General features: G+C 70.1%; 15 protein-coding genes and 1 pseudogene. 4 read left to right on the forward strand and 12 right to left on the reverse strand.

What is annotated here, in order from left to right; all coding sequences use genetic code 11:
* Nucleotides 1–68: 68 nt before the first annotated feature.
* Nucleotides 69–3,587, reverse strand: a complete 3,519-nt coding sequence (locus ACFCLZ_RS33360) for a ricin-type beta-trefoil lectin domain protein (protein WP_380281618.1) — start codon at nucleotides 3,585–3,587, stop codon at nucleotides 69–71.
* A gap of 843 nt (nucleotides 3,588–4,430) precedes the next feature.
* Here ACFCLZ_RS33360 and ACFCLZ_RS33365 point away from each other — a divergent pair.
* Nucleotides 4,431–11,396 carry an RHS repeat-associated core domain-containing protein gene (locus ACFCLZ_RS33365; RefSeq protein ID WP_380281619.1) on the forward strand — a complete coding sequence of 2,322 codons (6,966 nt, stop codon included), beginning with the start codon at nucleotides 4,431–4,433 and terminating at the stop codon, nucleotides 11,394–11,396.
* Nucleotides 11,344–12,033, forward strand: coding sequence for a hypothetical protein (locus tag ACFCLZ_RS33370; protein ID WP_380281620.1), 690 nt, complete (start codon nucleotides 11,344–11,346; stop codon nucleotides 12,031–12,033). Before ACFCLZ_RS33365 ends, ACFCLZ_RS33370 begins: the two co-directional genes overlap by 53 nt.
* 141 nt (nucleotides 12,034–12,174) lie before the next feature.
* Here the strand turns inward: ACFCLZ_RS33370 and ACFCLZ_RS33375 are convergent, their stop codons facing one another.
* The 4 genes and pseudogenes from ACFCLZ_RS33375 to ACFCLZ_RS33390 form a co-directional block, all read right to left on the reverse strand.
* A complete protein-coding gene (locus ACFCLZ_RS33375) occupies nucleotides 12,175–13,230 on the reverse strand; it encodes a tyrosine-type recombinase/integrase (RefSeq protein ID WP_380281621.1) in 1,056 nt (351 codons plus the stop codon).
* A complete protein-coding gene (locus ACFCLZ_RS33380) occupies nucleotides 13,230–13,373 on the reverse strand; it encodes a hypothetical protein (RefSeq protein WP_380281622.1) in 144 nt (47 codons plus the stop codon). The genes ACFCLZ_RS33375 and ACFCLZ_RS33380 overlap by 1 nt, the downstream gene beginning before the upstream one ends.
* Nucleotides 13,373–14,817: pseudogene (locus ACFCLZ_RS33385) on the reverse strand (replication initiator). Before ACFCLZ_RS33385 ends, ACFCLZ_RS33380 begins: the two are co-directional and overlap by 1 nt.
* A gap of 736 nt (nucleotides 14,818–15,553) precedes the next feature.
* The gene (locus tag ACFCLZ_RS33390) at nucleotides 15,554–16,549 is read right to left on the reverse strand and encodes a 2-hydroxyacid dehydrogenase (RefSeq protein ID WP_380281623.1); all 996 of its coding nucleotides are present in this window, start codon (nucleotides 16,547–16,549) and stop codon (nucleotides 15,554–15,556) included.
* A 252-nt stretch (nucleotides 16,550–16,801) separates the two neighbouring features.
* On the opposite strand from ACFCLZ_RS33390, the gene ACFCLZ_RS33395 reads away from it, so the two are divergent.
* Nucleotides 16,802–17,209, forward strand: coding sequence for a tyrosinase cofactor (locus ACFCLZ_RS33395; protein WP_380281624.1), 408 nt, complete (start codon nucleotides 16,802–16,804; stop codon nucleotides 17,207–17,209).
* Between the two features lie 39 nt (nucleotides 17,210–17,248).
* Entirely contained in the window at nucleotides 17,249–18,076 is an 828-nt protein-coding gene (locus tag ACFCLZ_RS33400; RefSeq protein ID WP_380281625.1) for a tyrosinase family protein, read from the forward strand.
* A 126-nt stretch (nucleotides 18,077–18,202) separates the two neighbouring features.
* Here ACFCLZ_RS33400 and ACFCLZ_RS33405 read toward each other — a convergent pair whose 3' ends face one another.
* The 7 genes from ACFCLZ_RS33405 to ACFCLZ_RS33435 all read right to left on the reverse strand — a co-directional run bounded on the left by ACFCLZ_RS33405 (nucleotide 18,203) and on the right by ACFCLZ_RS33435 (nucleotide 26,851).
* Complete coding sequence (locus tag ACFCLZ_RS33405; protein WP_380281626.1) at nucleotides 18,203–19,228, reverse strand: 6-phosphofructokinase; 1,026 nt, start codon at nucleotides 19,226–19,228, stop codon at nucleotides 18,203–18,205.
* Nucleotides 19,229–19,599: 371 nt separating this feature from the next.
* Nucleotides 19,600–20,328, reverse strand: coding sequence for a type 1 glutamine amidotransferase (locus ACFCLZ_RS33410; protein WP_380281627.1), 729 nt, complete (start codon nucleotides 20,326–20,328; stop codon nucleotides 19,600–19,602).
* Between the two features lie 64 nt (nucleotides 20,329–20,392).
* Nucleotides 20,393–21,655, reverse strand: a complete 1,263-nt coding sequence (locus tag ACFCLZ_RS33415) for a MurT ligase domain-containing protein (RefSeq protein WP_350544444.1) — start codon at nucleotides 21,653–21,655, stop codon at nucleotides 20,393–20,395.
* Between the two features lie 316 nt (nucleotides 21,656–21,971).
* Complete coding sequence (locus tag ACFCLZ_RS33420) at nucleotides 21,972–23,402, reverse strand: GNAT family N-acetyltransferase (protein WP_380281628.1); 1,431 nt, start codon at nucleotides 23,400–23,402, stop codon at nucleotides 21,972–21,974.
* Between the two features lie 131 nt (nucleotides 23,403–23,533).
* Nucleotides 23,534–24,085 (reverse strand): hypothetical protein, encoded by a 552-nt coding sequence (locus tag ACFCLZ_RS33425; RefSeq protein WP_380281629.1) that lies wholly within the window; start codon nucleotides 24,083–24,085, stop codon nucleotides 23,534–23,536.
* Between the two features lie 92 nt (nucleotides 24,086–24,177).
* The gene (locus tag ACFCLZ_RS33430; RefSeq protein WP_380281630.1) at nucleotides 24,178–25,611 is read right to left on the reverse strand and encodes a pyridoxal phosphate-dependent decarboxylase family protein; all 1,434 of its coding nucleotides are present in this window, start codon (nucleotides 25,609–25,611) and stop codon (nucleotides 24,178–24,180) included.
* Between the two features lie 121 nt (nucleotides 25,612–25,732).
* On the reverse strand, nucleotides 25,733–26,851 hold the full coding sequence (locus ACFCLZ_RS33435) for a hypothetical protein (RefSeq protein ID WP_380281631.1): 1,119 nt from the start codon (nucleotides 26,849–26,851) through the stop codon (nucleotides 25,733–25,735).
* Nucleotides 26,852–26,995 lie beyond the last annotated feature (144 nt).

The raw sequence follows: 26,995 nt of genomic DNA on the forward strand, positions 1-26,995 counted from the left end.
CCGGCCGGAGCCGGGGCCCTGCTACGCCGAGGGCGGTCTACCTCGCCGCCCTCGGTGGGTTGGGTGTGTCAGGGGGTGCGTTCGGGCTGGAGGGTCCAGCGCTGGTTGGCCTGGAGGCTGGGGCAGTCCCAGATGCCGAGTCGGGTGCCTTGTGCTGTTGCCCAGCCGGGCAGTTCGAGGCACTTGCCGCCTTCGCTGCCGGCGTTGACGGTGCCCGAGATGAAGAGTCGTCCGTCGGGTCGCATGCTCCACTTCTGGCCGGTCGCACCCGTGCAGAGGGCGAGGACCGCGCGGGTGCCGTTGGTGAGTGCGTTGTCCTTGGTCGACAGGCAGTAGCTGCCGGCGCGGACGGTGCCGTCGCTTGCGAAGTTGAAGCGTTGGTTGGCTGTCTGCCAGCAGGCGTAGGCGGCGAGTTCGGCGCCCGGACGGGGGCCGCCTTCGGCGTCGGCGCAGAGCCCGCCGTCCATGGCGGAGTGGATGGACACGCTGGCGTCGGCGTAGCCGGCGCGGACCCAGGGGGCGAAGCCGGTGACCTTGCCGGAGGTGCCGGTGCCGGGGAAGATCGCGAGGGCGTTGGTGGTGTCGATCACCCAGAGGTCGGCGAGGCCGTCCTCGTTGAAGTCGCCCGCGCCGATGCGCGGGTGGGTGCCGGCCTTGAGCGCGGCACCGGTGACGAGCTTGATCCCCTTGTCCGGCTTGGTCAGTGCCGAGTAGTCGACGGTGGTGTCGGGGTTCCAGCCGAGCGGGTAGGCGTAGATGTCGCCGGTGGAACGGCTGCGGGCCCAGAGTGTTGCCTGCGTGACAGGCAATTCGGTGGGCGTGCTGCGGGTCGGCCCGTTGGCGGCACCGGGGTTGATGAGTTCGAGATCGTCCCAACTGCCGCTTGCCGTGGGGATGAGCATCGCGTCGCTGACGTTGTTCGCGCGGCCGTCGGTGGTGAAGAGGTAGAGCTTCCCGTCCTCGATGGTGAGGATCGAGGTCTCCGTGGTGAAGACGGGCTGGGTGCCGCCGATCTTCGCGGCGGTGGCTTCACCGGCGGGGGTGCCGAATGCGAGGAGCTGTGAGATGTGGCTCCAGGTGCCGTGGTAGGCATCGCACAGCGTGTTGCTGGTGCCGTACACGGTGCATTTACGGGGGGCGGGGCGGGTGATCGTCCCGGCCGTGAGCTTGTCGAAGCCGCCGGCTCCGTCGTTGTTGATCAGGTAGAGCGCGTCCGCGAGGGGTTTGGTGGTGTCGGTGACGGGCTTGTTGTAGTGGGCGATGACCTGGTCGACGGAGTCCCCGACGCTCAGGGTTCCGTGGTGGCTGATCTGGAAGTCGGACCAGGTGGTGCCGTAGTCGTTGGCCCCGGGAGCGGCCGCCGAGGTTGCGGCGAGGGAACTCACCGGATCGGCGTTGCCGCCGATGACACGGAGGTTGCCGTTCTTGTCGGCGCCGACGATGTCGGCCTTCTGGTCGTTGTCGACATCGCCGAACAGCGGCTGGGTGCCAGGCTTCCAGGGGACGTAGAAGTTGTAGACCGCGGCCTGGCTGTAGTTGCCCGCGATGTCCATGGCCCAGGCGTAGACGGTGTTGATGCCCCACTTGCGTGCCTGGTAGTTGAACGTGGCCCCCGGGGCGAGGGTGGAGGGGTCGGTGGGGTCGCACGTCCAGCCGACGACGGGGGTCGGGTCGGTGCTGACGCGCACGCAGGCGATTCCGGATGCCCGCAGGCCGGGGCCGGGGGCGGGGTCCTCGGCGTTGATCGAGATGGCGCCCTGGTCGTTCATGTACTTGGCGGGTTTGGGGTTCGGCGTACCGGCGGGCGGGAAATCGCTGGAGCTGATGCTGACCCGCGGGTTGGTGCGGTCGATGCGGAAGTAGCACCACTCGCTCGCCGGTGATTCGAGGATGGCGTCGGACGACTGCGCATACCAGCCGTACTGGTGTCCGTCACTCAGCGGGCCCGGAGTGACCGGTTCGGCCGGGTAGTTCCAGCTCCCGCCCAGGCGGCTGTCCACGAAGGAGAACGAATGGTCGTTGTCGTCCCACATGTGGAAGCCGGTGTGCACGGGCTGGCCGGTCGGGGACCAGCTGTTGGCGTAGAGGTAGATGTTCTGGTTGCTGCCGATCCACCCGGGGTTGTCCCAGGGGCTAGGACCCTTGCTGGTGCACTCGGCGGCGCCGCCGTTGCTGTTCTCGGTCTTGGCGAAGCCGGGCGTCGGGTAGGCGCGCGGGTGCCAGACCGTGGGTGCGATGTCGTAGGTGGTGGTGACGCTCGGCTTGCTGTCGAGGTGGTGCCGGTAGAGCTTTTCCATCTCGCCGGCCCTGGGCGCGATGCCGATGGTCCAGGTGGACCACGTGCCGTTGGCGGCGCGCTTCATCATGTCGGTCACGTCGATGGCGAGCGGGCCGCCGTTGCCGCTGATGACCTGGCTGCCGACGAACTCGCAGCCTTCCATGACGGCGCTCTTGTTCCCGTAGCCGCAGGGCTGGTCGGTCCACTTGCTGTGGTCGTGGATCGCCGTGGGGGCCGAGTAGATGCCGAGTTCGGTCGGGGTTCCGGGGCTGGCCGCGCCGGTCACCAGGCCGTTGAGGGTCGAGCTGAACAGGACGGGCGGGAAGTCGGCGCCCTGGACCTTGGTGTGGATCGCCGGATTGACCGCGAACTGGAAGTACGCGCGCTGGCGGCCTTCGATGCCGCAGTCCTGGTTCGGATCGGAGCTGTGGTAGCCGCAGAAGCCCGTCGCGAGGTTGGTCTTCTTGTTGTAGTACTCGTAGCCCGGGTGGTTCTCCTGGACCTCGACCGATCCCTGGATCCCGCTCGTGACCGCGGTGAGTGACGGGTCGAGGTACCAGGGACCGGTGCCGGCGCCCAGCGCCTGCGGGTCGGGGGTCAGTTCGATGGCGCCACCGGCGACCTTCGCGCTCATGGTGGCGACGTTGGCGCCGTCCCCCGGGCCCTCCGCGGTCGACGGCAGTCCCACAGACTGGGCGTCGGCGCCTCCTGCCGCGGGGGCCGCCGCGGACCCGAGGGACTTGGCAGCCGGGCCCGGAGCGGTCTGACCCGTCCGCGAGGAATCCCACTGCAGCGAGGCGGGTGAGCGGAACCGGGCCACGCCGGCGTCGTCCTTCACGTCGAGCTGGCCCTGGTCGTCCGCGGTGACGGTCAGGCCCTTGGCACTGATCGGGAAGCGGAGGGTCTTCAACGCGGGGTCTGCCGCGGCCTCGGGGGTGCGCACGACGATGACGTCCCGCCAGCCGCCGAGGTCGAGCGCGGTCAGCTGCAAGTCGACACCCGGCAGCACGTTCGCGTAGGTGGCGGTGCCGCCGTCCACGGAAGGCTTGGGCAGCGCGAACGGCGCCCCGACGGAGAGCTCCTTGCCGTCCGGGGTCGCCACAGTGGCCATCGGGCCGGCGCCGCCCCCGGAGAAGGTCACGGTGGTCGGGGAGACGGACGGGCTGAGACTGCCGTCGTGGTTGGCCCGCAGACTCGCGTCGATGTCGGCCCACGCGCCGTCGCGCTTGACGCGCACGGGCTGGGCGTTGTCCGTGGTGGTCAGCCGCCCGTCCGGGTTCGCCACGGTCCTCGACGTCTCGCTCGTCATGGTGTCCACGACGACGGACTTGCCGCTCGCCTTCGCGTTGGTGATGGCGTCGAATACCGCCTGCTGCTCAGGAGTCCGGGGGGGGTGGTGGTTGCGAAGGCGCAATCGGCGCCGCGCCACCGACGGGCCCATGCATGGGCATGGAATCTTCGGCGAATGCGGCGGGCGCACTGAGCAGGCTGATACCGAGGACACAACTCGTTGCGATGACGGTCAGACGATCCATACGTCTGCGTACGGGTTGTGCAGATGATGTGTTCGCTCTTCTGTGCGATGTAGTGGACATGTCTTCCGTGCGTTCCCCTTCCGGGCTGCGGCCCCAGTCTGGGGTCACGTTCGGGTCGGAACGATGGTGCTTGACCTGCGGTTTAGTCAACCCGTCTGCGGATTCGTGCCAGCATGTCCGGAAATCTCCCGACCCCAAGGTCAAGAGTCCATAAACATCGTGCGCATGGTGGCCGAACGATCTGGTGGCGTGTCAGAGCACTCACCTATCGTCACTCCCACCGTGGCGCAGCTGTGTTTATTTGACGCCACGTCGATACTGACCTAGGAGAATCTCCGGTGGGATTTTTGCCTGCCCGTATACGGGCCGGGAGTTCGACAAGACGCCGATGGCGTTCACCAGTGGTGGCGACAATGGTCGCCCTGGCACTGACAGGGGTGACCGTACCGCCGGCCGTAGCGTGGACCTATCCCGAACCGGAGGGGAAGGTCTGGAGCCCTCCCAACTCTCCGGCGGTAGGAGCGGCGGTATCGGTGGAGGGGCACGACGCCCCGCCGCCGAACCAGGCGCCCACTGCCCGAACACCCGATGGGAAGCCGCAGGCCGCGCCCGCCGTCGTGACCGGGACAGAGACCGTCACGATCGGTGTCGACAGCGCCGGGGCGAAGGCCGCCCACGCGGCCACCGGGGGCGCCTCGCCCGCCTCGAGCGGCGCCAACGGCGCCAAGGCCGGCGCACTGGCCGTCCGCGTCGCCCCTGGCAGCGGGGCCGGCGAGACTGCGCGCACGGTCAACGTCCAGGTGACCGCTCCGGAAGCGGGCAAGGCGGCGGGTGTCGCCGGTCCGCTGATCGCGGTGTCCGATGCCGAGGCGTCGACGACTGGGGACGGTCGCAGTGCCAAGGTCTCTCTGGACCTCAAGTCGCTGCAGGCCGGCGGATGGTCCGACCGTGCCGTGCTCATCGCACTGCCCGCCTGCGCCCTGACCACGCCGGAACGGGCCGAGTGCCGTACCCAGACGCCGATCCCTGCTCAGGCCGATGGCCGCGGGTCGGTCAGCGCCGAGGTGACGCTGCCCGCAGCCACCCGGTCCGACCAGACCCAGGGGACCGGGGACGCGGTCAAGGCGTCGTTCTCTGCCGGGGCAAACCCAGCCTCCGTCGCGAGCGGGCCCGTGGTGCTCACCGCAGTTCCCGCTCCGTTCGGCGCCGGCGGAAACTACACCGCGACGCCGCTCTCCCCTTCCGCCGGCTGGAGCGCCGGGTCCAACGCGGGAAGTTTCTCCTACAACTCTCCCGTCTCCGTCCCGCCGGCCCTCGGCGGCGCGGCTCCGGTCGTAACCCTCAACTACAACTCGGCGGCGGTGGACGGTAGGACGTCGGCGACCAACTCCCAGTCCTCCTGGGTCGGCGACGGCTGGGGCTACGAACCCGGCTTCATCGAGCGTTCCTACAAGGGGTGCGACAAGTCGGGGATCACCGGATCCGCCGACCTGTGCTGGGGCGGCCAGAACGCCACCCTCGCACTCGGTAGCCGTTCCGGCACCATCGTGCGCGACGACGCCACCGGTACCTGGCACCTGCAGGACGACGACGGCTCCAAGATCGAGCAGCTGACCGGCGCGCCGCGCAGCGGCAACGACGTCAGCTACCAGGACATGGAGTACTGGCGGATCACCACGCCGGACGGGACCCAGTACTACTTCGGTCTCAACCACCTGCCCGGTGGCGACGGCACTGACCCCGCCGCCAACTCGGTCCTGACGACGCCGGTGTACTCGCCGAAGAACGGCGACCCGTGCTACAGCTCGTCGACCGGGAACGGCTCTTGGTGCCAGATGGCGTGGCGCTGGCAGCTCGACTTCGTCGTCGACAGCCACGGCAACCTGACGACGTACAAGTACGCGACCGAGGGTAACAAGTACAACCGTGGTGGCGCCCCGGACAGCAGCAAGGGCGTGCTCACCGACTACCAGCGGAGCGCCTATCTGCGGGAGATCGGCTACGGTCAGCGGCTCGACGAGCAGAAGGCCGCCAAGGGTGCGCTCAACCCTGCGGCGAAGGTCGCCTTCACGGTCGCGGAGCGATGCCTGCCCTCAGGTGTGATCACCTGTGCCGAGGACCAGCGCGTCACCGTCAACGCCGACTTCTGGCCCGATGTCCCGATCGACCAGATCTGCACCGGCTCCGGCACCTGCACGAACTACGCACCGACGTTCTTCACCACCAAGCGGCTGACCACCATCGCCACGCAGGTCCTCGTCGGCGGCACCTACCGCAACGTGGACAGCTGGGCGCTCACCCAGTCGCTCGCGGAACCCGGCGACGGGACCAGGAAGACCCTGCAGCTGGACTCTCTCCGGCGGACCGGGTCCAACGGCCAGACGCCGATCACCCTCCCGCCTGTCACCTTCACCTACCGGATGATGCCCAACCGCGTCGACGGTCTGGTCCCGCCGGAGCACATGTTCATGCGCCCGCGGATCCAGGGCATCACCACCGAGGCCGGCGGCCGGATCAACGTCGTCTACGGCGATGCCGAGTGCTCCCGGGTCAACAACCGCATGCCCACCTCCGAGGACACCAACTCGATGGCGTGCATGCCGGTCAAGTGGTACCTGCCCTACCAGGGCATGCCCGGCCAGGACCCGGTCCCGGTCAATGACTGGTTCAACAAGCCGCTCGTCAAGTTCGTCACCGAGCAGGACCTCGTCAGCACCCCGGCGATCGGCAAGACCACCGAGTACACGTACAACGGCGGCGCCGCCTGGCACCGCAACGACGCCGAGTTCACCGACCCCAAGACCCGGACCTGGGACCAGTTCCGCGGCTACCAGTCGGTGACAACCACCACCGGCAGCGGCTCCTCCGCCGAGGCCCCCAAGACCCAGCAGACCGTCACCTACCTGCGCGGGATGCACGGCGACTACCTCGCCAACGGCACCGACAAGCGCAACGTCCAGGTCACCAGCCCACTCGGCGGAACCGTCACCGACGAGAACTGGCTCGCCGGCCGCGTCGTGGCCACCGAGGACTACGCCCAGGCCGGCGGGACCGTCCGATCGGTGGCCGGCCAGCAGTACAGCGGCCAGCAGATCACGGCCACGCACGCGCAGAGCGCCGGTGCGCCGGAGATCTTCGCCCGCTACTCGGACTCCCAGGTCACGGCGGTCTCCAAGGTGAAACTCGCCGATGGAAGCTGGCGGACCGCCAGCGCAACCACGACCACGGACCCGGCCCACGGAAACCGGGTCGTCCAGATCAACGACAAGGGTGACGGCACCGCCGCCACCCCCGAGATCTGCACAACCACCACCTACGCCACCAGCGACAACCCGCTCCTGCTCACCCTGGTCTCCGAACAGATCGCGGTCCAGGGTAACTGCGACACCAAGCCGACGGCGGCCAACACGATCAGCGGCAGTCGCACCCTCTACGACAGCAGGCCGTTCAAGCTCGCCGGCGCCCTGGGGGACCCGACCAGCACCCAGGCGCTCGACCACTTCGACCAGGCCGGCAACCCCGTTTACGTCCACGATTCGAGCGCGACCTTCGACACCTACGGCCGCAGCGTGACCAACGCGACGACCAACGGCTCGACCTATGACCACCAAGGCGCCCAGCTCAGCGGGCCCACGGTCACCCCTGCGGTCACGACGGCGGCGATCACCCCGGCGACGGGCGCCCTGCCCACCGAGGTGCGGACGACCGGCCCGATGGGCGCGGGCTGGACCACCATCCTCGCCCAGGACCCCGCCCGCGGCCTGCCGCTCACCAGCACCGACATCAACGGCCGCGTCACTACGTCGAAGTACGACGCGATCGGCCGCATCACGGCCGTCTGGGCACCGGACCGCCCGACGAACGAACTCCCGAACAAGACCTTCGCCTACTCCGTCAAGGGCACGGCGGGCCCGTCCGCCATCACGACCAAGTCGATCAACGACGACGTCGCCACCTACCTGACGACCATCGAGCTCCTCGACGGACTCGGCCGCGCCCGGCAGACCCAGACCATGAGCACGGCCTACCCGACCGGGCGTCTGATCACGGACACCGTCTACGACACCCACGGCTGGGTGATCAAGACGTCCAACCCGTACTACGAGAAGACTTCGTTCCCCACCGAATCCATCTTCCTCCCGGTCGGTGACGGCCAGATTCCCGGCCAGACCTGGAACACCTACGACGGCGCCGGGCACCTGGTGCGCTCGGAGTTCCGCTCGAACGGCAACCTCCAGTGGGCCAGCACCACGGCCTACCCCGGTGCGGACCGCACCGACACCACCCCGCCCGCCGGGGCCGCGCCAACCTCCATCGTGACCGACGCCCGAGGCCGGACCACAGCCGCCTGGCAGTACCGCACCAGCACGGCCACCGGGAACCCTGCCGACGCCGACATCACGACCTTCGCCTACACGGCCGCCGGCCAGCCCTCAGGGCAGACCGACAGCAGCGGCAACACCTGGAGCTACACCTACGACCTGCGGGGCCGGAAGGTCTCCGCGACCGACCCGGACACCGGCACCAGCCAGACCTTCTACAACGCGGACTCGCAGGTCGACCGCACGACCGACGCCAAGGGCCAGACCCTCGCGTACACATACGACCTGCTCGGCAGGAAGACCGGAACCTACAGCGGCAGCGTCGCCCCGGCCAACCAGCTGGCGTCCTGGAACTACGACACGCTGGCCAAGGGCCTGCCGACCTCCTCCACCCGCTACGTCGGCGGATCCGGTGGACCGGCCTACACCACGGCCGCCACCGGCTACGACACCGGCTACCGGACCCTGGGCACGTCGGTCACCATCCCCAAGACCGAGGGCGCCCTCGCCGGCACCTACACAACCACCAACAGCTACAGCACGGGCCTGGGATTCCTCGAGAGCACGAGCATCCCGGCCGCCGGCGGACTGCCCGCCGAGACCGTGTCCTACAGCACCACCATCACCGGCCTGCTCACCTCGGCCGCCAGCCTGGGCAAAGCGGTCATCCCCAAGGTCACCTACGACCCGATGGCCCGCCCCCTGACGACCACCTTCGGCGCCTACGGCGTGCAGGTCGTCTCGCTCCAGCAGTACGACTGGGCCACCGGACGGGTCATCAACTCGTTCGTCTCCCGCCAGACCGGCACCGTCGCCACCGACCAGACCAGCTACACCTACACGCCGTCCGGCCGGATCACCTCGGTCAGCACCATCCAGGACGCCGCGAGCACCGACACCCAGTGCTTCACCTACGACCACCTGGGCCGGCTGACCAACGCCTGGACGGACACCCAGGGCGTCCGCACCACCGCCGACTGGACCGACTCCTCCGGCACCACCCACGGAACCGGCGGCTCCACCAGCGTGCCCGGCATCGGCGGCTGCAACAACGCCGCAGGCCCGGCCCAGGTCAGCCCCGGCGGCCGCAGCATCGGTGGCCCCGCCCCCTACTGGAACACCTACAGCTACGACGCCAGCGGCAACCGCACCGGCCTCGTCCGGCACGACATCACCGGCAACAGCACCAACGACTCCACCACCACCCAGACCTTCGGAGCCGCCAAGAGCCGCAACACCCCCACCACCGCGCCCAACACCGGCGGCGGCACCGGCGGGCCCCACGCCCTCCTGACCTCCACCACCACCGGACCCGGCGGAACCAAGGCCGTCAACTACCAGTACGACGCCAAGGGCAACACCACCGCCATCACCGACACCGCCGGCACCACCACCCTGACCTGGAACGGTGAGGACAAGCTCACCTCCCTCACGAAGACGGCCAGCGGCACGACCGCCTACCTCTACGATGCCGACGGCAACCAGCTCATCCGCCGTAACCCCGGCAAGACCACGCTCAACCTCCCCACGGACGAGCTCACGCTCGACACCGCCACGGGCGCGATGAGCAACGTCCGCACCGTCGCCTCGGCCGGTGGCCTGACCTACCTGCGCGTCACCGCCCCCATCGGCGGCGGCACCACCCTCATCCAGGCCACCGACCCCCACGGCACCAGCGGCCTCCAGATCGGGACGACCAGCACCCAGCCAGTCACCCGCCGCCCCACCGACCCCTTCGGCAACCCCCGCGGAACTCAGCCCCCCGCCTCCAACTGGGCTGGCAGCAAGGGCTTCGTCGGCGGCACCAAGGACGACACCACCGGCCTCACCAACCTCGGAGCCCGCCAGTACGACCCCACCACCGGCCGCTTCATCAGCCCCGACCCGATCCTCGACAAGACGAACCCGCAGCAGTGGAACGGCTACGCCTACAGCGAGAACGACCCGATCAACCGCAGCGACCCCAGCGGCCTCGCCTCACCCGAATGCGGCCCGCTCTATAACTGCAGCGGTAACGGCAACACCATCACCATGAACAACAGGGCGGAGACCAGCGGCTATGTAGACGTCAACACCCAGCACCGCTACTACGAAACCCAGGTCGACACCTCGTACGCCAAGAACCGCGAGTACGTCTACACCCAGGTCCTCAAGAACGGCGGTGTCAAGGACGCCCGTCCTACCGGCACCAAGGCCATCATCAAGTCCTTGGGCAGAGCAGCCGCCGGCCTCACCTACGAACTGACCTCGGCCGGAGACTTCAAGGACTGCGCCACCAAGGGCGATCTGGTCGCCTGCGGCTTCGCCGCAACCTCGTTCGCCAAGACAAAGTGGATCAAGACAATCGGCGGACAGATACTCAGGGACGCCCGCAAGGCGCCCGAAGTACCGCGGCCGCAAGCGCCACCGCAGTCCAACTTCATACCGTGCGAGAACAGCTTCCCCCCGGACACCAAGGTGTCGATGTCCGACGGAAGCAGCAAAGCAATCGGAGAAATCGAACCCGGTGACTCCGTCACGGCGACCGACCCGCAGACCGGTGAGACCGCCTCAAAGTCGGTGACAGCGACGATCGTCACCCCTGACGACTCCAAGTTCACTGAACTCACCCTGGTTGCACCCGCGAAGCGCAATGACCCCGCCGCTACTACGACCATCGTTTCCACCGCCACCCATCCATACTGGGATGAAACCACCCAGCGCTGGACCGAAGCAGCCTCGCTCCAGACCGGCCACCACCTCACCACACCTGACCGGGCCACCTTGCTCGTGGTCGGAACCCGCACATATACCACCCCGCCCCAGCAAGCCAACAACCTGACGGTCGCCGACCTCCACACGTACTATGTACTGGCGGGAAATGCGCCAGTGCTGGTGCATAATTGCAACGACCTGGTAGCGGATGGTGCCCGATTCCCTGCCGCGCATGTCCTCGGCGAGCATGTGAATATCACCGACCAGCAGTTGGTTCAGATGGCTCAATCCTCGGGAGTTAAATCTCGGTTCGTCGATCTCCAGACGGCCCAACAGGTCGTGGACTACGGTATCGCTGGGAACCAGAAGCGCATTAGCAATTGGCTGCGAGGCGGAGGAGTTGGTCCGCTTGAAATCAAGGGAAACTTCGGCGCCAATAATCCAATTGGAGTAAGGGCGGATGCCAGCGGATCAATCGTGCCAACCGGGAATGCGTATACGATAGTCCTTCAGCGTGCAGCAGGACATCCGGGTGGATATTATGTATCGACGGCATATCCCAGGTAGGAGATTGCTAATGGGTGTCAGATTTACTGAGGATGACTTTGGGGTCACCCACCTGGCCTCCCTGTTCCATCAGGACTGGAGGGCTCTCGGAAGCGCTCGGGACGTAGTGGTGAGCTATGTCGAAGAGACGTCAGAACCTTATGCTGAGGCGTTGGCCGATGACGCACACAGGCTGGCGGGAAGCAATGCTGCTAGTGCAGTGGCGACGCTCTGGGAATGCGCAACCGGATCAAATCACCAGCTCGATGCCGACAAGGCCTTGGCTTGGTTTCGAGAAATCGCTACGATTTGCGAATCTCGCCTAAGTGGGGTCGGCTGGTCAGTTTCATCCCCGATCGGCGAGAGTCCGTATGGCGAGCTCCGAGAGAGGGTCGTTGCGGAAATTGACCAAATTGGCCCTAGGTTGGCCGAGGCAATCGAGAGGAATTCCTGGAAGGGGATCCCGGAAGCCGTAGCGTCACTGAGATTCTGTGCCGTCAGCATTTGCCCCGAGCTCGCCTTTAGGATCCTCATGAGGGTGCTAATGGAGTACTCCTGCAATATCGACCCGGATCGGTATGTCAGGTTCGTCAAACTGGGGCGAGAATTCTCCCATGGGGAATTTGTAGTATCTCGGGCTGAATTTCTCGTTTCGTGATTGATCGATCCGAGCGCCAAACCCTAGGTTAGTTCTTGGTTGTCCAGCTGTGAAAGCTGGTCCTGTGAATCAAGAAGCCGCCGCCGAAGTAGTTTCGGCGGCGGCTTCTGCGGCTCTTGACGGCAGTAGTTGACGGCAACGTCAGCGGACGGGTGTTGCACAAAGCGGTGGGTCGCCGTCGTCGGGGTCGGTGGTGGCCCCGGAAGGCTGTCCGAGGGTGCGGCCGAGGAGGTCGACGGCGTCGCGCTGGAGGCGGAGGCGAACGTGGGCGTAGACGGTGGCGGTCGCGCCGATGTGGGCGCGGCCGAGGAGTTCCTTGATGACGACGAGTTCGACGCCTTGCTCCAGGAGGAGGGTCGCAGTCGAATGCCGAAGGTCGTGGAAGCGGATCTGGCGGAGGTGGGCGCGGCGGATGCTGGCGGTGCTGCTGCTGTTGTCGAGGTCTTCCCAGCGCAGGCCGAGGAGTTCGCCCTTCCGGAGCCCCGTGCGCAGGGCCAGTTCGAACAGCGCATGCAGCCGGTGGCCACTGGTGGCAGCGAGGAACTGACGGCCCTCGTCGGCGGTGAGGGGTTCGAAGCGGCGGGGGCGGGGTGTGCCGGTGCGGACATTGCGGGCGACGTTGCGCGGGATCTCTTCCTCCCGGACGGCGTGCTCCAGGGCGGACTTGAGCACGGAGTGGATGTAGGCGAGGGTCAGAGGGGAGAGCCGTTTGCCGCAGCACGTACCAGCCGCGCAGCAGCGGGGCTGGCTGCGTGCGGCGTCGAGGCCGCGGGTGCAGCACTGGCAGGTGATGCGGAGCTGGTTGAGCCAGGTGCGGACATCCTTGGCGGTGAGCTTGGTGAGCTTCTTCTTGCCGAGGCCGGGGATGAGGTAGCGGTTCGTGCAGGCGGTGTAGCGGGTGTGGGTGGTCTCGCGGAGTTGGTGGACGGCGACGTTCTCCAGCCAGTACGTCAGATAGGCGGCCAGGCTGCCCTGGACAGAGACGACCGGGACGCCGCGGTTGCTGGCGGCGACCTTCTCGGTGAGCTTGGCGAGGGCTTCCTTGCGGGTGATGCCGTAGACGCGGACTCGCTTGCGGGTGTCGCCGGGGGCGAGGACGTAGCCGGCGGCTTCCCAGCGGCCGTCCTTGCGCTGGTAGACGGTGCCGTTGGCGCGGACGCGGCGGGAGGCGGGGGTGTCGCGCGCGAGGGCTGTCATCAGGCGGCGTCCTGTTCGAGTCGGGTGCGGATGAAGTCGGTGAGCGCGTGGGCCGGTATGCGGCGGGCGCGGCCGAGCTGGAGGCGAGCCATGACCTGGGGAACCGTCAGCAGCTCGGCCGCCGGCCCCGGGAGTGGGGTCATCAGCAGCCGCCCTCTGCGGTGAGCTGCCGTTCCAGCTCTCTGCGGTGCCAGACAGCGGCGGCGAGGCGTTCCGCGCCGGGGCTGTAGCCCGAGCCGTGGTAGGCCCAGTGGCCAATGACGAGGGTCGTGCTCGGGTCGAGGTCGGGCAGGCCGGCGTGGGCGCGGGCTTGTTCAGTGCGCCAGGTGGGGCGGTCGTCGCGCAGCGTACCGAGGGTGACCGAGTAGCAGCGGGACTTGGTGGAGAAGTGGCCCCGGAAGCCGAGCATGTGCGCCCACTTCCAGAGCTTGAGGTCGGCGAACTCCGGGCACTTGCCCAGCTCCCAGCAGGTGCGGATCATCTGCCGCACGTGGCGTTCGACGGCGAGGCGGGGCAGGGGTCGGGCCTGTCCGGTGCCGCCGCAGGCGGTGCACTGGAGCGGGGTTCCGTGTGCGGCCAGAGTCATGCCGCGTCCCTGGCAGGGGCGGCAGAACAGGGCGCGGTCGAGAGCGCCGGATGAGTCGGCGGATGTGGTGGCGTACTTGGCCACGTAGGCGGCGACCGCGTGATCGGTCAGCTCTGCGTTGGTGCCGAAGGCGGCGATCTCGCGCACGTCGAGCTGTTTGCCCCAGGCGAGTTCGCGTTCCCTGATGGAGTCCGAGATGACGCTGATCGAGACGCGGGCGGCGGCGGCCCGGATGGCGTCGCTGAGCATGGTCACGGTGGCGGACGGGGGTGGGGGCTGGGTGCTGCCGTCGGGGCCGTCGAGGCGTATGACGGCGTGGAAGTGGACCATGCCGCGTTTCTGGTACTCGGCGACCTTGGCGAAGAGACGCGCAGTACTGCGCGGGCGGCCTTCTGGGTCAGGCCGAGCCGGGCGGCGATCTCACGACGCAGGTAGATCGTGAAGCGCGCCCACAAGACTCCGGCATGCGCGTTGAACAGCACCGCGCCCGGGTAGTCGTAGGTCTTTGGGTCCAGCGGCGTGCCGAGTAGCGCGTCCGTGGGTTCGTGGCGTTTGCCGCAGCGGCACGGCCGGAGGAGGCCGCCCGCCTTGGTGGGGCGGTTGTGGACGGGACCGAAGGAGGGCGCGGTGAGCGTGGCGAACACGCGGGGGTGGCTGCGGACGGTGTCCGGCACGCTCTTGCCACCGGACAGGCCGGCGCGGATGAGCTGGTAGGCGTCGGCCGCGTAGAGGCGGGAGCAGGCCGGGCAGCGTGAGGCGTGGCGGTTGCCACAGGCCGTGAGCAGGTTGCCGGTGGGTTCGTCGGCGGTGCTCTAGGAGTGCAGCACCTCACCGGTTGCCATGTGGACGGTGGTGGTCTGGCCGATCAGGCGCACGGGCTCGGTGCAGCCTTTGAGGTGTTCGATCTGCTGCTGTGAGCGGTTGAAGTCCGGGTGGTTGACCATGTGGATCAGGTCCCGCAGGGCGGGGCTTGCCATGTGGCGCAGGTCCAGGGTGAGCATGTCGGGGCGTGTCCCTTCTGTCGGGTGAGGTGGCCACGAGCAGCAATAGAACTGTCCATGCCGAGCCCGGAGCATGGCAGTAAGATCACGCGCGCGGCCAGCAGCAGGGCGATTGGTCTACACCTCTGACGGCAGTAGCGACGGCAACAACCACGGACTTCAGCGCACATCCACCGACACCGACGGACCGTCAGATCACCGTTGACCTGCGAAAAAGCAGGTGGGGAGGGGTCATATAGCACACGTACACCGCCCTGAACGCCGCCACGGTCATCGGTGCGCTCAACCGGAGTAGGCCCGCCAGCGCACCGATCGACCTGGCGGACCGGCTCCTCCCAGTCGTGCGCGGAGCCGACTCGGACGTTACTCGGGCGCTGGGCGAGGCGGTGGGGTCCATGTCGCGTCAGGTCTGCAAGAAACTCGACGAGGTTCCGCAAGGCCGCCGGCCTGTAGCCGCTCGTGCCCCTTCCCATGCGACCCAGGGAAGGGGCACGGCCTCAGCACACGGTGGGGCCGTGAAGTGCACAGATCCTGCCGTTGTGTCTCGGTGGAGGTGCGTGGGCTACGCGGCCGCGAGCAAGGGCCCTTCGCCGTCGTCCTTGCGGAAGTGTGGCCGGTCTGGTTGAAGAAGGAGGGTTTCCGATCGGCTCGGTTGTTTCGCGATCGGGTATGCCCCCTGGGTAAAGACTGGCAGGTTGTGGTGATCGGTGTGCGACGACCCGGCGTGTGAGTGGGGTCAGGTCTTCGGGACGAGGGTGTTCTCGTTGGTGCGGCCGGCGGCGTAGTCGTCGATGTTGCGGACGGTGGCGTCGATGATCTGGCCGACGGCGGTGTGGGTGAAGTAGGCCTGGTGGCTGGTGACCAGGACCTGGGGGAAGGTGACGAGGCGGGCGAGGGTGTCGTCGGTGATGCCCTGGATGGAGCGGTCGGTGAAGAAGACGCCGGTCTCCTCCTCGTAGACGTCGAGGCCGACGCCGGAGAGCCGGCCGGCGCGGAGGGTCTCGACGAGGGCGAGGCTGTCGACGAGGCCGCCGCGGCTGGAGTTGACGAGGATCGCGTCGTCCTTCATGCGGGCGAGGGCGGCGCCGTCGATGAGGTGGTGGGTGGTGGGGAGCAGGGGGACGTGCAGGCTGATCAGGTCGGCGCGGGAGAGGAGTTCGGGCAGTTCGGTGTAGGCCATGCCGAGGTCGAGGCAGGCGGGGTTGGGGGCGATGTCCCAGCCGAGGAGGTGGGTGCCGAAGCCGGCCGCGATGCGGGCGAAGCACTCGCCGATCTTGCCGGTGCCGATGACGCCGACGGTCATGCCGTGGATGTCGCGGCCGAGGAGGCCGTCGAGGCGGAAGTCGAACTCGCGGGAGCGGTTGGCGGCCCGGGTGAGGCGGCGGTTGACGGCCAACGCCAGGGCCCACGCGTGCTCGGCCACCGCGTACGGGCTGTAGTGGGAGACCCGGGCGACGGTCAGGCCGAGTTCGGCGGCGGCGTCGAGGTCGATGTTGTTGAAGCCGGTGGAGCGCTGGGCGATCAGCTTGGTGCCGCCTTCGGCGAGCGCGGCCAGCGTCCCGGCGTCCAGTTCGGCGTTGACGCTGCTGCTGACGGCCGGGTAGCCGGCGGCCAGCGGGGCGGTGTCGCGGTTGAGGAAGACGGACAGGCAGCGCAGCTCGTGCCGGTCCGCGAACGCCTCCTCCAACAGCGGCCGCTCATCGGCCTGTACGCCGTACGCGAGGATCTCCATCGCCTGGGTCCTTCCGGGGGGTCCGGTCACGGTGCGGTCCACTCTGGTCCACGGGTCAAGGTAGAGCAAAAGATGACCGAATGTGGGCGCAACCCTCCGCACCCCCGCCGATCGGCTGTTCCCTAGGTCGAAGAGCCTTGCGAGCATCGAAAAGGCGACTCCGATCAAGAAATCGCCTTTGATTAACGATTCACCAATCGTTCGTGAACAGTGCCTTGACACCAGTGAAAGGCACACGAGGGGGTATTCAGCATGTCCGAGGACACCCACGGCACCGAGCTGACCCGCCGGCGGATGCTCCAGGGGGCCGGCGCCGCGCTGGCCGTCGCCGCCGGAACGGTCGTGATCGGCGTGGCCGGCCCGGGAGGAGGGGCGGCCACGGCCGCCGATCCCGGCGCTTCCGAAAGCTTCGACGAAACCTTCCAGGGCCGGCGGATCCAGGGCCGCCCGATCAGCGGGGGGAGCCACCAGCACGGTGGCGCGGGCACCGGCTACGAGGTGCGGATCGACGGCGACGAGCTGCACATGATGCGCAACGCCGACGGGACCTGGATCAGCGTGGTCAACCACTACCAGACCTTCGCGACGCCGCGCGCGCTCGCCCGGGCCGCCGTCAACGACCTCCAGGGCGCCACGCTCGTCCCGGTCGCGACCGCCTGATCCGGCCACCCGACACCCACACCACCAGAGGGGGGACTCATGGGAGTCCGCAAGAACCAGGCGACCCTGACGGCCCAGGAGAAGCGCGCCTTCGTCAACGCGGTGCTGGCGCTCAAGGCCAACGGCGGCTACGACCCGTTCGTCACCACGCACAACCAGTTCATCCTCAGCGACGTCGACAACGGCGAGCGCACCGGCCACCGCTCGCCGTCCTTCCTGCCCTGGCACCGCAAGTACCTGCTGCAGTTCGAGCAGGCGCTCCAGGCCATCGACCCGAGCGTGAACCTCCCGTACTGGGACTGGACGGCGGACCGCTCCACCGGCTCGACGGTCTGGGGCGCGGACTTCATGGGCGGCAACGGCCGCGCCACCGACGGCCAGGTGACCACCGGCCCGTTCGCCTTCTCCACCGGCAACTGGCGGCTGAACGTCAACACCGACAGCCGCACCTACCTGCGCCGTCAGCTCGCCGTCGGGGTGGCCCAGCTGCCCACCCGCCCCGACGCCGAGTCGGTGCTCGCCATCACCACCTACGACGCCGCGCCGTGGAACAGCACCTCCTCCGGCTTCCGCAACAACCTGGAGGGCTGGCGCGGGGTCAACCTGCACAACCGGGTGCACGTCTGGGTGGGCGGCCAGATGGCCACCGGGATGTCGCCCAACGACCCGGTGTTCTGGCTGCACCACTGTTTCGTCGACAAGCTCTGGTCGGAGTGGCAGAAGCGCAACCCCGGCCAGACCTACCTGCCGACGGCCGGCACGCCGGACGTGGTCGACCTCAACGAGCCGATGAAGCCGTGGAACACCGTCTCCCCGGCCGACCTGCTCGACCACAGCGCCCTGTACACCTACGACACCGGCTTCTGACCGGCGGCGCTCCCGCTCCCGGCAGGGCAGTTGCCGAGAACGGCCCCGGCCCCCCGAGACTCGCGCGCTCGGGGGCCGGGGCTCCGGTCGGCCAGGGGGCCTTCGGTCCGCCGGGGGGCGGAGCCGTCAGATGACCGTCTCGGCCTCGAGGTAGCGGTCGGCCGGCACGGTCTTCAGCTCGGCCACCGCCTCGCCCAGCGGCACCAGGTTGATGGCGGTGCCCTGCAGGGCGGTGATGTGCCCGAAGGCGCCCTGGTGGACGGCCTCCACGGCGTGCCAGCCGAAGCGGGTGGCGAGCACCCGGTCGTAGGCGGTCGGGGTGCCGCCGCGCTGGGTGTGGCCCAGGATCACCGGACGGGCCTCCTTGCCGAGCCGGTGCTCCAGCTCGCGGGAGAGCTGGGTGGCGATGCCGGTGAACCGCTCGTGGCCGTAGATGTCCTTGGTGCCCTCCTCCCAGTGCATGGTGCCGGGCTCGGGCTTGGCGCCCTCGGCGCAGACCACGATGGCGAACTTCTTCTGCCGGTCGAAGCGCTCCCGGACGACGGTGGTGAGCTTCTCGATGTGGAACGGGCGCTCCGGGACGACGATCGCGTGCGCCCCGGCCGCCATGCCCGCGTTCAGGGCGATCCAGCCGGTGTGCCGGCCCATGACCTCGACGACCATGACGCGCTGGTGCGACTCGGCGGTGGTCTTCAGCCGGTCCAGCGCCTCGGTGGCGACCGACACGGCGGTGTCGAAGCCGAAGGTGACGTCGGTACAGGCGATGTCGTTGTCGATGGTCTTCGGCACGCCGACGATCGGCAGGCCCGCGTCGCTCATCAGCTTCGCGGCCTTCAGGGTGCCCTCGCCGCCGATCGGGATCACCGCGTCGAGGCCGAGGTCCGCGCAGTACTGCTTGGCGCGCTCGACGCCGTCGCGCAGGTGGCTGGGCTGGACCCGGGAGGATCCGAGGATCGTGCCGCCCTGGGCGAGGATCCCGCTCACCGAGTCGAGGGTCAGGGGACGGTGGTGCCCCTCCAGGAAACCGCGCCAGCCGTCCTCGAACCCGATGATCTCGTCGCCGTGGTCGACCACCCCCCGGTGGACCACGGAGCGGATCACCGCGTTCAGGCCGGGGCAGTCACCGCCGCTGGTCAGCACTCCAATACGCATTGCTTTGCAACTCCCGAGCAGAACCGAGGAACGGCCGGACTACAGGCTGGGACGACGGACCGTCACCTTAGCGAGCCGTTCCCGCGCCGGGTTGACGCGGAGATGGCCGCCGGGTGAAGGACCGGCCGATTCGGACAGAACATCCGAAACCGGCCGTGGTTGTCGAGCATACGGCCCCTGCGTCCGGCCGGGCAGGAGCCGACGCGGGAGCGGCGCCGTCGGCGCCCCCGCGTGGAAGTACAGCCTGCTGCCGAGGAGGGTGTGCAGCCGGCGGCCCCGGGGAGGGGCAGCCCCATTGTCGTACGTTCCGGCCCGTCCGTGGGCCGGGTGACCGCATCGCGGGCACCCGGGGCGGACGGGCCCGGGACGTGCTACGCGGGGCGCGTCGTGGCCGCGATGCGCTCGGAGCGCAGCGCGTCGTACCAGGTGGTGTCGGCCGGCGGCAGGGCGTTCACGTCCAGCGCCAGCTTGATCAGCATGTCGGCGACGGCGGGGTTGCGCGCCATCACCGGACCGTGCAGGTAGGTGCCGAAGACGGTGTCCCGCCAGGCGCCCTCGGTGCCGTCGCCGGTGCCGTTGCCCCGGCCGGCGGTGACCCGGGCGAGCGGGTTGACGCCCTGGCCGAGGTGGGTCACGCCCTGGTGGTTCTCGAACCCGGTCAGCTGCGGCAGGCCGAGGGTGGGGTCCACGTCGGCCAGCACGTCGCCGACGCAGCGCTCGCCCTCGCCGCGGGTGGTCCACACGTCGAGCAGGCCCAGGCCCGGCTCGCGCTGGCCGAGGTCGTTGACGAACTCGTGGCCGAGGATCTGGTAGCCGGCGCAGACCGCGAAGATGATCGCGCCGTTCTCGGACGCCCGCACCAGGCCGGTGTCGTTGCGCAGCCGCTCGGCGGCGAGCCGCTGCGGACGGTCCTCGCCGCCGCCGATCAGGTAGATGTCGCCGCTGGTGGGCACCGCCTGGTCGGAGCGGACGTCGATCCGGGTCACGTTGAGATGGCGCTGGCGGGCCCGGCGCTCCACGACCAGGGCGTTGCCCCGGTCGCCGTAGGTGCTGAGCAGGTCGGGGTAGACCCAGACCACGCGCAGGGTGCTCTCACTCATCCTCGAAGGCCTTCCATGACGTACGTGCGGTGGGCTGCGGGTGCTGCTCGGTGGCGGTCCGGCATCAGCCGGCCACGACCTTCCGCAGCTGCTGGAAGGCGGTGTAGTTGGCGATCGCCTCGATCCGGCCGGGCGGGGCCATCCGGACGGCCTGCTCCAGCGAGTCCACCACGTGGAACTGCAGTCCGGCGACCTCCAGGCGCACCGCCAGGTCCAGCTTGCGCTGGCCCAGCACGAACACCGGGTGCCCGGCGAGCCGCTCGTAGTCGACGTCCCACAGCCAGGAGGTGTCGGTGCCGTCGGCGTCGAGCGCGTTGACCGAGAGCACCACCGGGGTGGGCGGGCCGTCGATCAGCGAGAAGGTCTCCAGCCAGCCGGCCGGGTTCTTGGCCAGCAGCAGCCGGATGTCACGGCCCTGGTACTGGACGACGTCGTAGCGGCCGGCCACCGCGGTGACGGAGCGCATCCGCTCCAGCGCGACCTGCGGGGAGACGCCGAACACGGCGGCGACGGCGGCCGAGCTGGTGGCGTTGGCCAGGTTGGCCCGGCCGGGCAGCTGGAGCTGGATCGGCCAGGCGCCGCGCTGCGGGTCGATCACGTGGGTGCCCTGCAGGGCCCAGTGCGGGTTGGGGCGCCGGAAGCCGCACTCCTGGCAGAACCAGTCGTCGCCGGGGCGCTGCATCACGCCGCCGCAGGCGGGGCAGGACCAGGCGTCCTCCTTCCACGCCTGTCCGGCGGCCACCCAGACCACCTTCTTGCAGGAGGACGCGGCCCAGGTCACCAGCGGGTCGTCGGCGTTGGCGATCACCACGGCCTCGGTGTCCTGCAGGCCCTCGCGCCACTTCTCCGCCATCATGCGGGTCTCGGCGGCGCGGTCGAGCTGGTCGCGGGAGAGGTTGAGCAGGGCGATCGCCTTGGGGCGGGTGTCCCGGGCCACCATCGCCAGGTACTTCTCGTCGACCTCGATGACACCGAAGCGGGCGTCCGAGCCGCCGGCCAGGGCGGAGGTGATGCCGGCCGGCATGTTGGCGCCCAGCGCGTTGGAGACCACCGGGCCGGCGGCGCGCAGCGCCTCGGCGATCAGGCGGGTGGTCGTGGTCTTGCCGTTGGTGGCGCTGACCAGCACCACGTCGAGGTTCTCGGCGAGGGTGGCGAGCAGATCGGGGTCGAGCCTCAGGGCGACCTTGCCGCCGATCACCGAGCCGCTGCCGCGCCCGGCCTTGCGGGAGACGGCCGCGGCCACCTTGCCGGCGGTCACCGCGATCTTCGCGCGCGCCGGCAGCGAGGCGTCGCGTGCGCCTGTGGGCTCCGATTCGGTGCCTGCCATGCTCAGTGGTTCCTCCTTGCTGCGGCACCGCCCGGGGGCCGGACTACGGGCCGTCGGGCGGCGGGGACGGGATCAGCCTACCGACTCCGTCGCCCGGCTCGGCGCCCCGGACCCCGCGCCGCCTGCTGCGACGCGCCCGGGGAGCCCGTCCGGGCGGTCCTGACACGGGGTCGGGACCGGCGGTGTACGGAGGGGCCGTTCGCCGTCGTGGACGCGCGGGCGGGGTGCGGCGGTTCCGGGTGCCGGGGCGGGAGGGGCCCTTGGTGAGGGTGTGGTGAAGAAATGACCAGATGATTACCAGCCTCGTTGGCCCCGCTCACCGGCCCGGGCGGGTCTGCCAGGGCACCGGGAGCTCCTCGGCGGCCTCCGCCAGGTGCGCGGTGATGACCAGCGTCCCCTCCTCCACCTGGTAGTCCAGCGGCGCCGCGAGCCGGCGCATGGTGGCGATCAGCCCGGAGTTGGACGCCTGGGTGACCGCGTACACCGTGTCCACCCCAGCCTCCAGGGCCAGCGCGGACATCCGCCGCATGAGGTCCAGGCCCAGCCCGCGCCGCTGCCAGGCGTCCTCGACCAGCACCGCCACCTCGGCGCCCTCGTCGTCCCACATCAGGTGCCCGAGGGCGACGATCCGCCCGTCGGCCGCCTCCACCGCCAGGGTCTGGCCGTGCCGGGCGTCCAGCAGGTGGTCCAGATAGCGGTCGGCGTCCCGGACCGGCCCGTGGTAGCGCTTGCGCAGCGTGTCGGGCGAGCAGCGGTGGTGCATCGCCAGCGCGGCCTCCTTGTCCGCCGCGTCCGCGCGCCGCACGGTCAGGTCGGCGCCGGCCGGCAGGCTGACCCGGGCCCGGACGTCCGGCACCCGGGGCCCGAGCAGGCTGTCCAGCTCGACCAGCGCCTGCGCCCGGGCGAACTCGGTCGGGGTGAACGGCAGCTGCGGGCGGGTGAGCTCGACGAGGTCCCCGGAGGGCACCGGCAGCCGCATCACGTGCCCGTCCACCCCGGCGGTGCGGCGCGCGGCCGCGCCCGGGTACTGCCGGATGCTGCACTGCCCGAACAGCCGGCGCAGCGCGATCGGCAGCTCGGCGGCGTCCAGCGCGGTCCGGGTGGCCAGCGCCAGCACATGGGTCGGCACGTCCACCAGGTCGTGGGCGTCGGCCGGGCCGGTCCAGATGTCGCGCCCGCCGGCCCCGGCCACCAGCGCGGCCAGGTCGGCCCGGGTGAGCGAGCGCGGCGCGCGGACGAAGAACTCGTCCACGGCGCCGGCCGGCAGCGGGTGGGACTGCATCGAGACGATGTTCACCTGCCGCGCCGCGAAGGCCGCGCAGACCCGGGCCAGGCTGCCGGGGGAGTCCTGCACCGTGGTGCGGACCCGCCACAGCGCGGTCTCCTCGAAGTCGTGCAGCGGACCCTTCAACGGCCCGGCCGCCGGGGCCGCCGCCGGCTCCGCCCCGGCCGGTGGCGCGGGGGCACCCGGCGCGGGCGGCCCGTGCAACTGGTGCCGGTGCGACCACCAGGTGTGGAACAGCGCGGTGGCGAGCAGCGCGGTGGCGGACGCGGCGAGCACCACCGGTCCGTCCGGCCCGTGCACCACGAGCTTGGCCACCAGGTCGGCGGTGGTCACCGAGAGGAAGACGGCGGCGAGTTCCACCGCGTCGCGCCGCCACCGGTGGGGACGGGCGCCGCGACGCTGGGCACGGGAGGGGTTCGGGGACTGGACGTTCTCGGGCTTCGGATTCTCCAGGTGCTCCATGCCATCAATCTGCCGCGCCGGTGTTTCACGATCACGAATCTCCCGTGACCTCACGGTTAATGGTGCCGACCGCGGACCGGACGGCCGTCCCCGTCCGGTCCCGGAGCACCGGGACCGGACGGGGCGGAGGGTCAGTTCCTGACCACCCTGAACCGCACGCCGTACCAGCCGTGGGACTCGTCGCCGTCGCGCTTCTCCGCGGTCAGGAAGTACTCCTCGCCGGTGGCCATGGTGCCGTCGATCACCACGGTGCCGATGCGGTCGTCACCGTCGGGCCACGAGTCGGCGTCCCAGACCTGGAGCTCGACCGCGCTGTTGAAGTAGAGCTGCTGCGGCGCCTGGTTGATCACCAGCTCGCTGCCGTTGGCCATCGGGTAGGCCCCCCAGAACTTGCTGCCGGGGTCCGAGCCGGGCCGGGCGGCGCGCAGCATGGTCTCGTCGGCGCCGTTCTCGCTGGTCGACCAGCACTTCAGGCTGACGATCTCCACCCGGTAGGTGTAGGCCTGCGGGGTGGTCGTGCCTCCGCCCCCGGTGCCGCCGCCGGTGCCGCCGCCGGGTTCGCAGGTCTCGCAGACGGCGTCCCGGACGGTCGGTGCGGCGGTGGCGGTGCCCGCCACCCCGCCGAGGGCCAGCGTGGTGGCCAGGCCGGCCACGGCCAGTGCGCGGATCAGTTTCGGCTTCACAGGTGCCTCCGTCAGGATCGGAGCGGTTGGGGATGCCTCCAGTCTGCGAAGCCGGAACACCCGTCAGAATCCCAGAACCCTGGGGTCTTCCGTCACGGCGCGGGTCGGCCGCACTCGCGCCCGGCGGCCTTCACTTCCTCGAGCAGGATCCGCAGGTCCGCCTCGGTGGTGGCCGGGTTGAGCAGGCAGGCGCGGAGGATCTCGCGGCCGGCCAGGCGGGCGCCGGTGAGGAAGGCGCGGCCGCGGCGCTGGACGGCGGCGGGCAGGTCGCGGTTGAGGGCGTCCAGGTCGGGCCCGGTGCGGCCGGGCGGGCGCAGGCGGAACGCGACGATGGAGGTCTGCACCTCGGCGAGGAGCTCCAACTCGGGGTCGGCAGTGATGAGTTCGCCGAGACGGCGGGCGAGCGCGGTGGTGCGGGCGATGTCCCGGGCGAGGCCGTCGCGGCCGCGGTGGGCGATGGTGGCCCACACCTTGAGGGCGCGGAACGGGCGGGTCTGCTCGGTGCCGTACTCGGAGAACCAGCCGAGCTCCCCGGCGGCCTCGTCGCGCAGGTAGGAGGGGACGAGGCTGAAGGCGGCGCGCAGCCCGGCGGGGTCCCGGACGAGCGCGCAGCCGCAGTCGACCGGGACGCCGAGCCACTTGTGCGGGTCGAGGGCGAGCGAGTCGGCCCGGGCCAGCCCGGCGTAGCGGTGCGCGATCACCGGGTCGAGCACGCCGAACGCGCCGTAGGCGCCGTCCACGTGCAGCCACAGGCGCTCCTCGGCGCAGAGGTCGGCGATCGGGTCGAAGGCGTCCACCGCGCCGGTGCCGACCGTGCCGGCCGAGGCGACCACCAGGAAGGGCAGCAGTCCGGCGGCCCGGTCGCGGGCGATCGCGGCGCGCAGCTCGGCGGTGTCGAGGCGGCCGTCCGGGCCGGTGGCCACCGCGCGCAGGTGCCTGCTGCCGAGGCCCAGCAGCTCGGCGGCCTTGCGGACGCAGGAGTGGGTCTCGCCGGTGACGTAGCCGACCAGCGGCGGCATTCCGGCCAGGCCGTCCTCGCGGACGTCCCACCCGGCGGCGCGGGCGGCCCGGTCGCGGGCGGCGGCGAGGCAGACGATGGTCGCCATCGAGGTGCCGGAGGTGAGCAGGCCGCCGCCGGGCGGGTGCGGGAAACCGACCAGCTCGGCGATCCAGCGGACCACGGCCCGCTCCAGGTGGACGTCGGCGTGGTCGCCGCCGGCCGAGCTGGGGTTCATCGCGGCGGCGGCCAGCGTGGCGAGCACGCCCGCCGGGGCCGGGGCGGAGTTCACCCAGCCGAAGAACCGCGGGTGGCCGTTGCCCATCGGGTGGGGCAGGACGTCGCGGCCGACCGCGTCCAGCAGCTCGGCGAGCGGGCGGCCGGCGGCCGGCAGCGGGGCGTCCAGCAGGGCGCGGCGCGCGGCGTCGTCCATCGGCTGCCAGACCGGGCGGGCGGCGAGCCCGGCGAGGTGGTCGGCGGCCAGGTCGGCGGCGGCGTGCGCGGCGGCGCGGAAGTCGTCGGAGGTCATGTGCGGCTCCGGGAGGTGCGGGCCAGGTGGCGCGGCGTCCTCGGCGCACCCGAATCACCGTGATCCTACGGAAGCGGGCCCGCGCCGTGCGGCGCGGGCCCGGGGAATGGGACGGGTGCGGTCAGTCCAGCGAGGCGGAGAGGCCGCTCGCGGAGCGGCAGTAGCCCTGCATCTCCTTGTCGGTGAACTTGGCGCAGAGCCGGCCGGACGCCCCCGCGTCCGTGTAGTTGACCGTGTAGTAGCTGACCAGGCCCTCCGCGCAGGCCTTGCGCTGCCAGCCGTCGGGGGCGGTCGCGCACTGCTGGGCGGCCCAGTCCTCGCGGTCCAGGTTGTACTTCATGGTGCGCGAGCCCACGCCCCGGCTGCAGTCCACCGCCCCGCCGGAGGCCTTGCCGTTGAGGCACCACTTCAGGGCCTCGGCGTACACCTCGGGGTGGTTCGGGTAGTCGTGCGAGGAGAGGTAGAAGGTGGGCGCGTAGAAGTAGCAGGCGGACTGGAACAGCGCCGGCTGGTCCTTGCACGGGTAGAGCGGGTCCTGGGCGAGCTTGTCGGCGGGGAGGTTGGCCTTCGCCTTCTCGTCCTCCTCGTCCGGGCCGAAGAGCTGCATGAACAGGCCCTCGGAGCAGCGGATCCGGTTCTGGTCGGTGGTGAACTTGTTGCACAGCTCGCGCGCCTTGGCGACGTCCTGCTGGGCGACGAACATCGTGCCGTGTCCGACGCCGTGGATGCACGGGCCGCTGTTCTTGGGCGCGCAGAGCTTGACCAGGTCGGTCTCGGGCTGGGGGGAGGCGTTGAGCATCTCCTCGACGGCACCGTGCAGGTAGCCGGCCGCGCAGGTCTCGTGCGGGTAGGAGATGACCTTCTGGAAGTCGGCGTTGAACCGCTTGACCGCCGCGTGCCCGAGCTCGTGGGCGATCGGGTGGCAGAACCGGACGGTGTACGGCAGCTGCTTGGTGATCCGGTCGAGGTCGGCCAGGGCGACGCCGGGGTCGGTGGCGTCCATCTCGGCCATCAGCTTGTTGCGCAGCGTCGAGCGGGTCCACACCGCCGGGTCCGCGGTCGCGGTGGCGCCGGCGGCCGGGCCCGGGGTGCCGACGGGCGCGGTGCTCGCCCCGGGGGCGGCCGGTCCGGCCACCGCGGCGCCGACCGGCTCGGGCGTCCAGTCGGTGACGGCCACCGACCCCAGGCCGAGCACCCCGAGCAGCAGGGCGGTGAGGATCGCGAAGGCTCGCGGTTGCATGACGGAGATCCCCCGGCGGATCGAGACGGACGGGACTCTTCCCATCCTGACGGCACGCGCTTCGGATTCCGCGTTATCGACCGCCATTCGGGAGGTGTCGGCGACGCTATCGCACCCCCTGCCCGGTCAACGAGGCGGGTTGGC

The sequence above is a fragment of the Kitasatospora purpeofusca genome (assembly GCF_042691725.1).
Taxonomy (GTDB): Bacteria; Actinomycetota; Actinomycetes; order Streptomycetales; family Streptomycetaceae; genus Kitasatospora; species Kitasatospora purpeofusca_B.